Annotated in this window: 13 protein-coding genes; 12 read left to right on the plus strand and 1 reads right to left on the minus strand. The window is 54.4% G+C overall.

Annotated features, from left to right (window positions below; genetic code table 11):
- Window positions 1–84: 84 nt before the first annotated feature.
- From GFR01_RS04045 to GFR01_RS04055, 3 genes are all read left to right on the plus strand, one after another.
- On the plus strand, window positions 85–867 hold the full coding sequence (locus tag GFR01_RS04045) for a triose-phosphate isomerase (RefSeq protein ID WP_099181349.1): 783 nt from the start codon (window positions 85–87) through the stop codon (window positions 865–867).
- Window positions 864–1,688 carry a DeoR/GlpR family DNA-binding transcription regulator gene (locus GFR01_RS04050; protein WP_099181350.1) on the plus strand — a complete coding sequence of 275 codons (825 nt, stop codon included), beginning with the start codon at window positions 864–866 and terminating at the stop codon, window positions 1,686–1,688. The genes GFR01_RS04045 and GFR01_RS04050 overlap by 4 nt, the downstream gene beginning before the upstream one ends.
- A gap of 145 nt (window positions 1,689–1,833) precedes the next feature.
- A complete protein-coding gene (locus tag GFR01_RS04055) occupies window positions 1,834–2,772 on the plus strand; it encodes a beta-propeller fold lactonase family protein (protein ID WP_099181351.1) in 939 nt (312 codons plus the stop codon).
- 44 nt (window positions 2,773–2,816) lie between these two features.
- Here GFR01_RS04055 and GFR01_RS04060 read toward each other — a convergent pair whose 3' ends face one another.
- The gene (locus tag GFR01_RS04060; RefSeq protein WP_244902140.1) at window positions 2,817–5,111 is read right to left on the minus strand and encodes a TonB-dependent hemoglobin/transferrin/lactoferrin family receptor; all 2,295 of its coding nucleotides are present in this window, start codon (window positions 5,109–5,111) and stop codon (window positions 2,817–2,819) included.
- A 202-nt stretch (window positions 5,112–5,313) separates the two neighbouring features.
- On the opposite strand from GFR01_RS04060, the gene GFR01_RS04065 reads away from it, so the two are divergent.
- The 9 genes from GFR01_RS04065 (at window position 5,314) to glpK (ending at window position 14,184) form a co-directional block, all read left to right on the plus strand.
- Complete coding sequence (locus GFR01_RS04065) at window positions 5,314–5,937, plus strand: biliverdin-producing heme oxygenase (protein WP_063902907.1); 624 nt, start codon at window positions 5,314–5,316, stop codon at window positions 5,935–5,937.
- Between the two features lie 74 nt (window positions 5,938–6,011).
- Window positions 6,012–6,926 carry a heme/hemin ABC transporter substrate-binding protein gene (locus GFR01_RS04070; RefSeq protein WP_244902141.1) on the plus strand — a complete coding sequence of 305 codons (915 nt, stop codon included), beginning with the start codon at window positions 6,012–6,014 and terminating at the stop codon, window positions 6,924–6,926.
- On the plus strand, window positions 6,923–7,951 hold the full coding sequence (locus GFR01_RS04075; RefSeq protein ID WP_099181354.1) for a FecCD family ABC transporter permease: 1,029 nt from the start codon (window positions 6,923–6,925) through the stop codon (window positions 7,949–7,951). Before GFR01_RS04070 ends, GFR01_RS04075 begins: the two co-directional genes overlap by 4 nt.
- Entirely contained in the window at window positions 7,948–8,790 is an 843-nt protein-coding gene (locus GFR01_RS04080) for a heme ABC transporter ATP-binding protein (protein WP_099181355.1), read from the plus strand. Before GFR01_RS04075 ends, GFR01_RS04080 begins: the two co-directional genes overlap by 4 nt.
- A complete protein-coding gene (locus GFR01_RS04085; protein ID WP_099181356.1) occupies window positions 8,775–9,089 on the plus strand; it encodes an antibiotic biosynthesis monooxygenase family protein in 315 nt (104 codons plus the stop codon). The genes GFR01_RS04080 and GFR01_RS04085 overlap by 16 nt, the downstream gene beginning before the upstream one ends.
- 92 nt (window positions 9,090–9,181) lie before the next feature.
- Window positions 9,182–9,967 (plus strand): DeoR/GlpR family DNA-binding transcription regulator, encoded by a 786-nt coding sequence (locus tag GFR01_RS04090; RefSeq protein WP_099181357.1) that lies wholly within the window; start codon window positions 9,182–9,184, stop codon window positions 9,965–9,967.
- A 120-nt stretch (window positions 9,968–10,087) separates the two neighbouring features.
- Window positions 10,088–11,668 carry a glycerol-3-phosphate dehydrogenase gene (gene glpD, locus GFR01_RS04095; RefSeq protein ID WP_099181358.1) on the plus strand — a complete coding sequence of 527 codons (1,581 nt, stop codon included), beginning with the start codon at window positions 10,088–10,090 and terminating at the stop codon, window positions 11,666–11,668.
- Between the two features lie 37 nt (window positions 11,669–11,705).
- Window positions 11,706–12,608 carry an MIP/aquaporin family protein gene (locus GFR01_RS04100; protein ID WP_099181359.1) on the plus strand — a complete coding sequence of 301 codons (903 nt, stop codon included), beginning with the start codon at window positions 11,706–11,708 and terminating at the stop codon, window positions 12,606–12,608.
- A 25-nt stretch (window positions 12,609–12,633) separates the two neighbouring features.
- Window positions 12,634–14,184 (plus strand): glycerol kinase GlpK, encoded by a 1,551-nt coding sequence (gene glpK, locus GFR01_RS04105; protein ID WP_099181360.1) that lies wholly within the window; start codon window positions 12,634–12,636, stop codon window positions 14,182–14,184.
- Window positions 14,185–14,217 lie beyond the last annotated feature (33 nt).

A 14,217-nucleotide genomic window follows, 5' to 3' on the forward strand; every position in this document is an offset into this window, starting at 1 on the left:
TTTGGGATGTTAGGATTTAGCGTTAAAGCTGTCCTATGTTGAGCGATAAAGAATCGGCAATCGCTCTCTTTTGTGTGGAGATGAATGGTGACTCGCAAGACAGTCTGGATCGGCACGAACTGGAAAATGAACAAAGGGCCGGCTGAGGCTCTTGCGGCAGCCGAGGCCCTGAAGGGTTATCAACCGCCAGAGGGCGTGAAGCCGTTCATCATCGTGCCTTTTACGTCTCTTCAGGCTGTCGCGGATGTTCTGAAAGTTTCAGACGTTCGGGTGGGTGCGCAGAACATGCACTGGGAGGAGAGCGGCTCCTGGACCGGGGAAATTTCACCAGCAATGGTCAAGGAATGTGGAGCCGACATCGTGCTGATTGGTCATTCCGAACGTCGGCAGCATTTTGCTGAGACGGACTGGACTGTAAGTCGCAAGATGGCTGCGGCGTTGCGGCATGGTCTGCAGCCGCTTCTTTGCATCGGGGAAAGCCTTGATGAGTATGATTATGGCGTAACGGCGGAAACGCTGGCGCGACAGCTCAAGATCGCTTTGCATGATGTGGCAGTGAAAGATCTGCCCAATATTCTCGTCGCATACGAACCCGTCTGGGCTATTGGGGCAGGGGGGCGTGCTGCCGATACGGACTGTGTCGCGCGTGTTCATACCGGTCTGCGGCAGGTTCTGAATGAAATCGCCGGTCCGGAGATCGGGGCGCGTGTGCCGTTGCTCTACGGCGGCAGTGTCACCCAGGACAATGCGCGCAGCTATGTCGAGCAGCCAAATGTAGACGGCGTGTTCGTGGGGCGTGCTGGCTGGAATGTCCCTGACTTCGAAAAGCTGATCGACCGTGTCATCGAGGAAAGGGCGCCAGCATGATCCCTGATCTTCTTCCTGGCAGTCGCGGTCTTTCAACGCGCCGACAGGCCGTGCTGGATTACGTGACGGAGCAGGGCTGCGTGCTGATTCAGGACCTGCTTTCGCATTTTGTCATGACGCGGGCGGCCATGAACCGCGACCTGCATGCACTTGCCACGCAGGGGCTTATTCGCAAGGTTGGCGAAAGTGTTACGACACTCTCCAATGCCGTTGCCGCTAGCAGTATTACGCACAGGGCTCGGCAGGCCGTTCAGGAAAAGCTTGGAATTACCGCGATTGCTGCGGGCTTGATCGAAGAGGGCGATACCATCGCCCTTGATGATTCCACGACGTCCCGGTTTTTGTCTGAGCGCCTGAGTTCGATCGGGCAACTCACGGTCGTGACCAACAGTCTTGGGATCAGCACCAAGGTGGGGCGCTCAAGGAATATTAATCTGATTGCGCTGGGTGGGCATTATAATCCGACCTTCGATGCCTTCTTGGGGGTATTGTGCGAGCGGAGTGTCACGTCTTTGCGGATCAACACTCTGTTCATGTCGACCTCGGCCATTCACGGACTTTCTGCTTATCATCAGGATGAAGATCTCATTAAGGCGAAGAGTGCGCTGATGAACATGGCAGATCGACGTGTTCTGATGGTGGATAGTCGTAAATTTGGTATCAGCGCGCTTAATCATCTCGCCAATCTCACGGATTTCGATACCGTAATAACTGATTCCGGGCTGTCTGATGAGGTTGGTGATCGCTTGGTGAGGGCCGGGATCAATCTTCGAATTGCCGATATGCAGGTTCTGGAAACTCCTATGGCGGTTATGGCCTGATATTTCCAGGCTGGTTTCTCGAAACTGTCTTTGGGTCTGGCTTTTTCGTGATTTTCAAACAGTAAAAAACATAAAACTGAACGATCTTTAGCTCGTTTTTTATTCAGTGGATACATCTGAAAAAGCGAGCCAAAGGATAACCTTCATGATCAATCCGTGCGGCAACGGGCTTATTGCAGTCGACAAGAAGGCTGCTCAGGTTCTTTTTCTCGATCCTGATACACTGGAGACGCTAGATCACATTGGGGGAATGCCGGTTTTGCCGCACGAACTGGCAATTGATCATGAACGCGGGCTGGCATTCATACCTGCCTTCGGAGATGGGGCACATGGAAACAACCCCAATCCAAACCATTTCGTTTCAGTAATTGACCTTAATGCCAGAACGCGCGTTGCAGATATTGATCTGACACCACTGGAAGCTCCGCACACTTTGCGCTTTGGTCCGGACGGACTTTTGTATGTCTGCTGTGAAAACAGTTCCGCGCTTGCGGTAATTGATCCGGAAACCAAACGCGTGACGGCAGTTCTGCCGACGCATTCCAGCAATTCCCACAGACTGACCATTCTTCCCCAGCGCAAGCTGATCGTCACGGAGAATGAGGAAGATGCAACGCTGTCTGTCATTCGTATTGGTGACGATACCGTCAGGCGCACGATTATTCTTCCTGCACCTGTCGCGGGGATAGAGCATTTACCGGACGAAAAATTCGTCGTGGTGACAAATGCTTTCAAGCCATCCCTTTTTCTGATGGATGTGGATGCTGGAGAGTTGCGGCAGGAAATCGCACTCAAACACCATAGGAAAGCCGCGCAGATTGTTCGGCTTAGTCCAGACGAGCAGTGGCTTCTCGTTATTGGCGATTTCGAGCCTGTTGTGACCCTGATTAGCCTGCCACAGTGGGACCAGTATCCTGTTGCAGTCGGGAACAAGCCGATGGATGCAGCCTTCAGGCCGGATGGAACGACTGTGATCGTTGCGAATGAAGATGATGGGACAGTGACAGAGATCGATCTTGCGACCCGGAAATCTATCAGGACGGTTAATGTCGGATCCGGGTGTGAGACGCTGGGGTTTTTCTGAATGGCCCACAAGTTATACGGGCCATTCAGAAAAGAATAGGTCGTTTAGAAATTGATAAGCGTCGTGACTTTGAAGCTCCGACCTGGTTGTGAGTAGTAGGATTTTGGAACGCTGATGCTGTCTGGAATATCCAGTGCGTTATAATAACGCTTATTGAACATATTATACATTCCGGCCTGAACGCGCAGGTTCGGGAAGAACTTGGGCGAGTACCAACCTGTCAGGTCGAAGATCGCGTAACCTGGTGTCTTGTTGGCATTGGACGCCATATTTTCGACCTTGTTTCGCGCAGCGGCAAACGTCGTCGAGAAGTTCGCACCCCAATGTTCCCGGTTATAGGCAACACCCACAATCCCGCGGAAGGGCGCTACGGAATTCAGGTGAACGTGTTCATCTGTGTCACGCCCGTCGGAATAGGCGAGGGAGGTCCAGACCTGCCAGTAATTGGCGAATGTCCAGTTTGCTCTGGCCTCCACACCATAGATACGGACGTGCTGACGATTAACATATTCAAAGACACCAAATGGATAATAGCCGCTAATTCCTGCTGCCGCAGCCGTCGTGGTGATGGTGTCGATAAAATTGTGATAGTAATTGTCGAAGAATGAAATCGTGGCACCGCGCTTGGTATCTCCGTATCGGGCGCCGACTTCCCAGCCTCGACTGGTTTCAGGTTTGAGGTTCTGATTTCCAATCGAGACATAACTTCCTGTGCCACCATATGTTAGGTACATTTCGGTAGCAGAAGGTGCGCGGAAAGCCTCGGAGTACTGACCATAGAGTGTAAGGTTTTTCAGGACGCGGGCTTCGACCAGGACCTTTGGTGAAAAATGGGAGCCACTGGCACCGTTGGGTGTGCCGCTGTAAGCCGCATTGTTGACATAGGTCGGTGTGTATTGCGGGCTGCGCTTGTAGTAATCGAAGCGGAAGCCTGGAGTGATATGGAGCCACTCCATTTTCCCCACTCCAATCCGATCCTGCACGATCGCGCCCAAGTCTGTACCATGAACATCTGGCATATCTGATTGGTTAACGTGGAGGAAGCTGCAGGCATAAACGGTCGCTGTACAGTTATCTATGCCACCAGCGTACTGGCTCGTATCAGTAATATAAGCTTCTCCCCCCAGGGTGATGACGTGATGAAGTGGACCGGTAAATACATTGGAGGTGATTGAACCTGTTGTACCATACGACTGGACGGCAAGATTGCTGTTACGGTCATATTCGCCGATCGGAGCTGTAAGACGATTGGCGGCGGTATCGGTAATCATGTTGACCTTCTGCCAGTAGGCAATGAGATGGGCCTCACTGATGAATGCAGAAGGGCGCTCCGCCTTGTAGTCGTAGCTGCCGGAAACGCGGGACCGCTTGCTTTCTTCCAACGTGTGATAACGACTGTAGGTGGAACTGATGCTGCTCAATGTATTTTCGTTGTAATTGCGATCAAAGACTTCCCCTGTCAGCCCAAAGCGATGGCCGCCTTCGACATATTGGTGAATTTTTCCAAGAAAATTGCCCTGTGTGTAAGAGGCAGGATCCTTGTCAGAACGCGTTGTGCCTACACCGCCGGTACCTCCCATGTTTCCAGTCTGGCTTCCTGTTTGATAGCCGCCCTGAACAAGGATCATTGTGTTATGGTAACGTCCTGCGAGAGCCTGATTGAGATATCCGCTTTCGCTAGACCCGTCGTAGGTCAGCTTTGTCAGGCCGCCGAAAACCTTATTTCCCGTCAGGATATCTTCCGGGTCCAGGGTTTTGAGGGAGACAACACCTCCGAGAGCGCCTGTTCCGAAAAAGCCGGAATTTGCGTTTTTGACAATGTCGATCGAACCAAGCGAATTAAAATCGTAGGATGATACACCGCCATCTACACCCCGGGCACCGTCATTAGCCCAGATCGTCCGTATACCGTCGATCGTGGTCAGAATGCGGTTCTGATCCAATCCACGCATGTTAATGCTGAGATTGTTGTTGTTGTAATTTATCCCGGCATCTACGCGCCGTGCATAGTCTGAAATGCTGTCGATCATGCGCGACTGAAGTGTTTTCAATGTCACCGTTGTCGTCATGACACGAGGCTTTCCGACAGCGCTATAGTCGGCGTCGGGATCAACTTTCATGGAATTGATAACATCTGCCGAAGCCTGTCCGTGCACGTGGAGCGGACGGAGCTTTACTGTAGGGGTAGGGCTTGCTGCTGGTGCTGCTGGCGTTTCTTTAGGCGCTGCTGTTGTCTGAGCCTGTGCAGCAGGGAAGACTAAAAGTCCCCAGGCCAGGGCAGATGTAGCCAGCATTGCCTGACGTCGGTGACGTGTCAGAGCCGATATATGTCGAATCATTTTCAGCCTCTAGATGAGAATTGTTCGCATTCAATCCTCCAGAGTTTTTGGTGCGTCAACCTAATTGATACTGATTCTCATTTTCATTGAGATGGAAAAGCAAATCTGCCACATAGGAAGTGAACCGACTCTTCAAATCTGAAGAGAGGGTCTTGGTTTTTGAAAAATTATGTCTGTGGGAAACGAAAGGAAAACGCCAGTAATGTGCGCTTTTTTTGCTGAAAACACGCTGTCATTCGCATTGCGCGAAAAGACAAAATCCATTCATGACCGGACTGATCATCGGATCATGTCCATGGGGCTTTTCTCAAGTCTGAACGGTTACAGAATGTTCTTGCTGTCACAATATATTTTTCACCGTGACATAGTGAAAATTTACGAAGGCGAAACATTAATTCGACTTCTCCCTGATTTAAAATCGCGCAACCGGTTCGCATGCATAGAAGCCGATATGCATGATCTTGATCTGCCTCAGCCGCCTGCCAGTAGCGGGGATGTGATTCCATTTAATCCCTCGGTTGCTGTTGGTTGGCTGTATGTTGCTGAAGGATCAAAGCTCGGCGCCAATATCCTGTCTCGCATGTCCTTGGCGCTGGGTTTGACAGAGAGTTTTGGTGCCCGGCATCTCGCGCCAGCTCCAGAGGGGCGGGGGCAGTCCTGGAAAGTGTTCAAGGCTGCGATTGATGGAGCGGAGTTGGACCGGACCATGTGCGTAAGCGCTGCGGAAGAGGCTTTTGCCCGTTTCTCCACATGTCTGGACCTTGCCCAGAAGCTGCTTGGAGAAGATGGAGCAGAAGAGGCAGCGAGAAGTCGGGTTGCGTTATAAATGAGAATGAATATCATTTTCATGGATTGCATATGAAACAGTGTTCGTTTTTGAAAAAGGAAAGAGCAGGCGTGATGAGTAATCGTGGCCTTGATCGTCGTGGTTTTGTCACTCTGCTCTTTGCCGGGACACTCGTGCCGATCGCGGGGCATGCAGAAGGTCGCCTGATAACGGACTGTCGTGGACGTTCCGTTTCAGTAGGAAGTGCTTCCCGTATTGCCTGCATCGGCGGCACCATTACGGAAACACTTTACCAACTTGGAGTATCGGAACGAATTGTCGCGGTTGATACAACATCGACCTGGCCGAAAGAGGCACTCAAAGAGAAGAAATCTCTGGGGTATATGCGAGCCATTTCCTCCGAAGGTGTCCTGTCCGTTCGGCCGGATCTTATTCTGGCCATGAATGCGTCGGGCCCGGCTGATGCGATGGATCAACTTGTTGCTTCCGGTATCCCGGTTGTGTTCGTAGATTCTACTTCGTCGCCGGACGCTATTCTGAAGCGCACAAGATTTCTGGCCAAAGCGGTAGGGCGTGAGCAGGCCGGAGAAGAGATGTGCCGGGATATCCAGGCACATTTCGATGCGCTGGAACAGTGGCGAGCAAGCCATTCTGGTACTCCCAGAGTTCTGTTCGTCATGCGGATGACCAATAACCGACCGCTTGTTGCTGGTCAGGGAACGGCGGCTGACGCTGTGATCCGTCTCGCGGGTGGCATTAACGTCGGAGACAATCTGCAAGGCTACAAGCTGCTCAACACTGAATCTCTCGTAACGCTGCGGCCGGATATCATTCTGACCATGAGCCAGGGCGGAGCAGAAATCCGTCAGGCTTTGCTAAGTGATCCCGGCTTCAGCATGACGCCCGCAGGTCAGAAGAAAGCGATCGTGGAAATGGAAGGCGAGCGACTTCTGGGGTTTGGGCCACGCACGCCTGAAGCTGCACTCGATCTGGCGCATATGATGGTTAATGCAGGAAAGCCGGTATGATTGACGTGCGGAGGCACGTGAATCTGTGGCTTCTGGCTCTTGTTCCGGTTCTGGCGCTCGTGATGCTAGGTGCTCTGGAAGTCGGGGCGAGCGGTATCGGGATTGGTTCGTTGCTGCATGGTTCCGAGGATGCGGGCAGATCCTTATCCTGGATGGTAATGGCCCATATCCGCGCACCGCGTGTTGTTCTCTCCGCAATGGCGGGCGCAGCTCTCGGAACGGCGGGAACGGTCATGCAGGGTCTGTTCCGCAACCCATTGGCTGATCCCGGTCTGATTGGTGTGTCTTCAGGCGCTGCACTCGCTGCCGCCTGTGTGATCGTTCTGGGCGTCGATATGGCGCAGCCAGGCCTGCTCAATGGTTGGGCAGTTCCCATTGCCGGAATGGCGGGAAGCTTTCTGGTCACGATCCTGCTGTATGTGTTTGCAACCCGGGCAGGTATTACCTCCGTAACGACAGTTCTGCTGGCTGGTGTTGCTTTCGGGGCTTTTTCGGGTGCTTTGACAGGCATCCTTATTTTCCGGGCCAATGATACGGCGTTACGGGACCTGACATTCTGGACGCTCGGGAGTTTTTCTGGTGCGAACTGGGAGCGTATCGGGCTTCTCACGCCTTTCCTGCTCGTCTCAGGGATTATCGCCACCCGCATTGCCGCACCTTTGAATGCGATGCTGTTGGGGGAGGCTGATGCTGCGCTGATGGGTTATCCCGTTGAACGTACCAAGCGGCTGGCCATGCTGGCGGTCGCCGCATCCGTTGGACCAGTTGTCGCATTTGTGGGGGCTATTGGTTTTATCGGCGTTGTCGTGCCCCATCTGGTGCGACTGGTGACGGGGCCAGATCATCGCTTTGTTCTCCCGGGAAGCGCTTTGCTGGGAGCGATCCTTCTGACTGCGGCGGATACGGTGTCCCGCGTTATCGCGGCGCCCGCAGAACTGCCGGTTGGCATTGTAACCGCAGCTCTGGGGACACCGGTTTTTGTCTGGCTTCTTAGCCGTATTCATGGAGCGGATATTCCGTCATGACGCTTGAAATCCAGAATGTTTCCACGTCGGTGAATGGACGAAGTCTTGTCCGGAATCTCGACCTGTCACTGGCTGCCGGAGAGACTGTTGCCGTCATTGGGCCGAATGGAGCGGGCAAAAGCACCTTACTGAAACTGGCCTGCGGGTTAATGCATCTGCAGCAGGGTTCTGTCAGTTTCGAAGGAAAGAGCATCAGCCACCTCTCAAACAGCGAACTAGCAAAGCGTCGGGCATTGTTGCCGCAGGAATGTCCAATGCGGGCAAGGTTTACGGCTCTGGAGCTTGTTCTGATGGGAACGGCCATTTCAGGCCAGTCCCGACCGGCTTCGGAGAGGGCTGCGGCCGCGCAGACTGCGCTGGAGCATGTGGGGCTTTCTGCATTCGCTGCCCGTGATGTCATGACCTTGTCAGGAGGGGAGCGGCAGCGTGTTCATCTGGCTCGCGTACTGGCCCAGCTTGAGATTGCGGCGCAGGATAACGCACCGGGATTTCTACTGCTGGATGAACCGTTGTCAGCGCAGGATATGGCGCGGCAGAGGCTAGTTCTTCAGATTGCTGGAACACATGCGCGGCGAGGGGGCGGTGTTCTTCTTGTCCTGCATGATCTGAACTGGGCTGCTGCCTGTGCTGATCGGGTTGTAGTCATGAACAACGGTGAGATACAGGCCCAGGGTACGCCTCAGGAGGTCCTGACCTCCCAACTGCTGAATGACGTTTTTGGAATTCCGGACGGCTGTATACATCATCATGACAGTTCCGGCCGACCCTATGTTGTCCCCCATGATCTCGTCATGTCGGGCAGAACATCAAACAAGGAGACATCATGTATATTGCAATGAACCGCTTCAAGGTGCGCCCTGACAGCGAAGAGGCTTTCCGCCAGCGCTGGCTGGAACGCGAAGTTCTTCTCAAGACGGTACCGGGTTTTGTCAGCTTCCAGTTCCTGCAAGGGCCAAACCGGGAGGATCATATTCTCTATGCCTCCCATACCGTCTGGGAGTCCTATGACGCTTTTGTCGGATGGACACAGTCGGAGCAGTTCCGCGCTGCTCATGCTGGTGCGGGGCAGGGCAAGGTTCTGACAGTAGGGCCGCCAGTGTTCGAGGGGTTTCAGGTTCTGCAGAATATTGAAATCTGACATGCGATCGCCGAACAGAAACGAAAGTTCGTGATTGCGCGTTTTTGTTCGGGTTGTCACACTGACCTGAAAATCATGTCAGGTCAGTCCCTATGAGCAATCTTTCCGTCCGGATTAATCCTCGCCAGGAGCAGATCATTCGCCTGGTTCGGAGCCAGGGATATGTCTCCAATGAGGACTTGGCCCAACAGTTTGATGTGGCAGTCCAGACGATCCGGAGAGATATCGGCTTCCTGGCGGAGCAGGGGCTTCTGACTTGGCATCATGGGGGCGCCACACCGAACTCCACTATTGAAAACATCGCCTATAACGAACGGCAGATCCTGAACCTCAAGGCCAAAGACGCGATCGGGCGATGCGCGGCCGGCCTCATTCCAGATCGTTCGTCCCTCTTTATCAATATTGGCACCACAACCGAGGCTTTTGCTCGTTCGCTTGGTGGCCATCGTGATTTGCGGGTGGTGACCAATAACCTGCATGTGGCTTCCCTGATTTCTGGGCGGCCTGATTTTCGAACGGTGATCTGTGGGGGAGAGCTACGTCCGAAGGATGGCGCAATCCTGGGCGCTGCGGCAATCGAGACGCTGGATTCCTTTCGAACCGAATATGGTGTGATCGGGATCAGCGGAATTGCGGAAGACGGAACGCTGCTGGATTTCGACCTATCTGAAATTCAGTGCGCGCGAACAATCCTCCGTAATTCCCAGCGGGTTCTATTACTTGCCGATCATACGAAATTCAGCCGCTTACCTATGGGACGTGTGGGTGGCCTTGCGGATATTGATGATCTGATCACGGACCGGCCTGTTTCAGAAGAGTTCAAAGCCCTCCTGGACGCCGCGAACGTCACACTCCATATCGCCCAAACATCACAGTAGAGCGCGAAAAAAAGAACACTAATCTGTTATAAAACGAATAAGGCTCTTTACTTTATCGTTCAATATGCGCGAAAACGAACATCAGATGCTCGTTTTGGAGCGTGGTGACAGGAGAGTGTTATGTCATCGATTCGTGAAGTTTCACCCTTGAACCGGGAAAGCGCGCCTTATGACGTGCTTGTCGTCGGTGGGGGCATTAACGGCTGTGGTATCGCGCGTGACGCTGCAGGCCGTGGCGCTAGCGTTCTGCTTGTCGAGCAGGACGATCTGGCAAGCCATACCTCTTCTGCGAGCACAAAGCTGATCCATGGCGGGCTTCGGTATCTTGAATACTACGAGTTCCGCCTGGTTCGTGAGGCCCTGATCGAGCGTGAGCGACTGTTGAAGATCGCACCGCATATTATCTGGCCCATGCGCTTTGTTCTGCCGCATTCCAAGATACTTCGCCCCGCCTGGCTGCTTCGGACCGGGCTGTTCCTGTACGATCACCTGTGTACGACCATGACGCTGCCGAAGACTCGCGCCGTCAATCTGCGTACCGATGTGACGGGTCGTCCGCTCAAGAGCGAATATGTGCGTGGCTTCGAATATTCTGATGGCTGGGTGCAGGATAGTCGGCTTGTCGTACTGAATGCCATGGATGCTGAGCGTCTGGGGGCTTCGATCAACACACGCACACAGCTGATTCATGCGGAGCGTGGCTCACAGCTTTGGACGGCTACTCTTCTTGACCGCGCAAGTGGCGAGACACGGACTGTTCAGGCGAAGACAATCATCAACGCTGCCGGTCCTTGGGTCGCAGAACTGCTTCAGGATCGTGTTGGCGTTGCCAGCAAGAACAAGGTGCGGCTGGTCAAGGGCAGTCACATCGTTGTGCCGCGATTGTTCGAGAGCAAGCAGGCATACATCCTTCAGAATCCCGACAAGCGCATCGTGTTTGCCATCCCGTATGAGCAGGACTTCACGCTGATCGGCACGACGGACGTTCCCTGGGAGCAGGACCCAGGCAAGGTGGAGATTTCGAAGGACGAGATCCAGTATCTCTGCGAGAGCGTGAACCGCTATTTCCAGAAATCAGTCAGCCCGGATGATGTGGTCTGGACGTATGCTGGCGTTCGTCCTCTGTATGATGACAATTCGGGCAATGCGTCTGCTGTCACCCGTGACTATGTGCTGGATGTTGACGCCTCTGGCGCGCCGATCCTCTCTGTTTTCGGCGGCAAGATCACGACGTTCCGCAAGCTGGCAGAGCATGCGCTTGAAAAACTTGTGACGTATCTTCCTGCATTTGGAGGTCCATCCTGGACGGCGGACACACCGCTGCCGGGTGGTGATTTCGCGCCAGCCGATTTCGATCGTCAGGTTGCGAAGCTTCAAGCTTATGCCCCTCATCTGACGCCGAAAACAGCATGGCGTCTGGTCCGGAATTACGGCTTGCGGGCGTTCGATATCGCGACGGCTGCTGAAACCGAAATGGGCCAATGGTTCGGTACGACGCTGAGTGCCCGTGAAGTCGATTATCTGATCGACAACGAATGGGCGCGCTCGGCTGAGGACATCCTGTGGCGCCGGTCCAAGCTTGGTCTGTTCATGACGGATGCGGAGAAGGCGTCCCTCCAGACCTATATCGAGGAACGCGTCGAGACGGGTCGTCCGGCGGGTTCCGAAACAACACAGACATGGCGGCAGGACGTCGCCTGATCTTCTTCTCTTCAATTCTCATGTCGGATATCCGGTCATGTCAGAGAATAAACGCTACCTTGGTGAACTCCTTGCTGAGTTCTTTGCTGTCGCCATCATCATCCTCTTCGGAGATGGCGTGGCGGCCATGTATTCGCTTTACGATCCCAGCCCGTACAAGACGGCGTATTGGGGCGTCTGTATCGTCTGGGGACTGGCCGTCACGGTTGCGATTTACGCGACCGGTGCGGTCAGTGGGACGCACGCCAACCCAGCCGTGACGCTTTCACTCGCACTCTTCCGTGGGTTTTCATGGAAGAAGGTCGTGCCCTATATGGGAGCTCAGGTACTGGGTGGCCTGGCGGGTGCGGCATTGGTGTATTCGCTCTATGTGCCGGTTATTGACCACTACAATGCCGCTCATGGCCTGACGCGTGCGCTTGATGGCGGCTCTGCTGGCGTGTTCTTCACACACCCGGGCGATTTCATCAGCGTCGCTCATGCGTTCTGGGATGAAGCTGTTCTGACCGGTATTCTGGTGTTCGGTATTTTCGCCGTAACCTGCCAGTACAACACGCAGGCACCGCAGGCGAATTCCGGGGCGCTGATTATTGGTCTTCTGGTAGCCATCATCGGTGCATCTGCCGGTTATCTTGAGGCCTGGGCCATTAACCCGGCTCGTGACTTCGGCCCACGTCTGTTCTGCTTCTTTGCAGGGTGGGGACAGGCTGCCATTCCGGCACCGTCAAACTACTGGTGGGTTCCGATTGCAGCACCCATGGTTGGTGGCCCAATCGGCGCCGCTATCTATCAGTACGGTCTGCGTCCCTTCATGCCGCGGGTGTCTGTCGTGACGACGTCGTCCGTATCTGAAGCGCTAAACATGTCTGAACCCGTTCTTGTTGTCTCGAACCCTTCCATGCCTGCTTCAACAGGCCCCGTCATCGACAAGGTCTCCTGATCTGTCCGTTTCCGGAGTAAGTACCATGACACAGAAAGACTGCATCCTGGCGATCGATCAGGGCACCACGTCAACCCGCAGCATTGTTTTTGATCGCAATGCAAAGGCTCTGTCGATTTCTCGCAGCGAATTCCCCCAGCATTACCCTGAACTGGGCTGGGTGGAGCACGACGTCGAAGATATCTGGGAAGATGTTCTTGAAACGGCAAAGGAAGCTGTTTCAACGGCGGGTGGTATCGGTCGTATCGCTGCGATCGGGATCACGAACCAGCGCGAGACGGTAGTGATCTGGGATCGCAAGACGGGCAAGCCTATTCATAACGCTCTTGTCTGGCAGGATCGTCGGACGGCCAATGAGTGCAACCGGCTGCGGGAGCAGGGGGCAGAAGAGATCATTCGGGACAAGACCGGCCTCCTGCTGGACCCCTACTTCTCAGCCAGCAAGATTGCCTGGACGCTTGATCATGTTCCCGGTGCGCGCCAGCGTGCGGAAGCTGGAGAGCTTGCCGCCGGCACGATTGACAGTTTTCTCCTGTGGCGTCTGACAGGTGGCAAGAAACATGCCACAGACATCACGAATGCCTGCCGCACGTCCCTGTTCAACATTCATACCCTCCAGTGGGACGATGAACTGTTGAGCCTGTTCAACGTGCCTCGTGCGCTTCTTCCAGAAGTGCAGGACAACAGTGGCGAGTTTGGTCGGACGGACCCGGAACTGTTCGGGGAATCTGTTGTCATCGGTGGGATGGCTGGCGACCAGCATGCGGCGCTCATTGGGCAGGCCTGTTTTGAAGAAGGCATGGCCAAGGCCACCTATGGTACGGGCTGCTTTATGCTGCTCAATACCGGGGAAAAGCCGATCCAGTCCAACAACCGTCTTCTGACGACGATTGGTTATCGCATTGGTAACAAGACGACTTATGCGCTTGAAGGCTCCATCTTTGTGGCTGGTGCTGGCATCAAGTGGCTGCGCGATGGGTTGCAACTCATCACCCATGCGTCCCAGACCGACGACATGGCAATGCGTATTCCTGACAGCCATGGCGTGTACATGGTGCCGGCGTTCGTTGGCCTTGGCGCACCTCATTGGGACCCGGAAGCTCGTGGCATGATCTGCGGCCTTACGCTGGGTTCAACGCAGGCGCATATTGCCCGTGCGATGCTGGAATCCGTCGCTTACCAGACGTATGACTTGGTTCACGCCATGCGTCAGGATGGAGCCATGCGCGCCAAGACCCTGCGTATTGACGGCGGTATGGCTGCGAATGACTGGTTCGCCCAGTTCCTGGCCAGCATGCTGAAGGCTGACGTCGAGCGCCCTGTGAATGTCGAGACCACCGCGATCGGTGCCGCCTTCCTGGCCGGGCTGCACGTGGGGCTGTGGAAAGATCTTGATGAAGTCGCTGCCACCTGGGAGCAGGAACGTCTGTTCTCTCCGAAGATGGACCCTGCACAGCGTCGCATCATGATTGATGGGTGGCAAAATGCTGTTCAGCGCACCCTGACGCCACATGCAGCGAGTGCCGTTTCCGCGCGTTCGCCAGCACCAAAGGTTAGTACAGTTCAGGCAGCCTGATCGCTCTCCAGGTCTGTCTGATATGGCCGGTTA

Origin of the sequence: Gluconobacter frateurii (assembly GCF_002723955.1) — a bacterium.
GTDB classification, from domain to species: Bacteria; Pseudomonadota; Alphaproteobacteria; order Acetobacterales; family Acetobacteraceae; genus Gluconobacter; species Gluconobacter frateurii.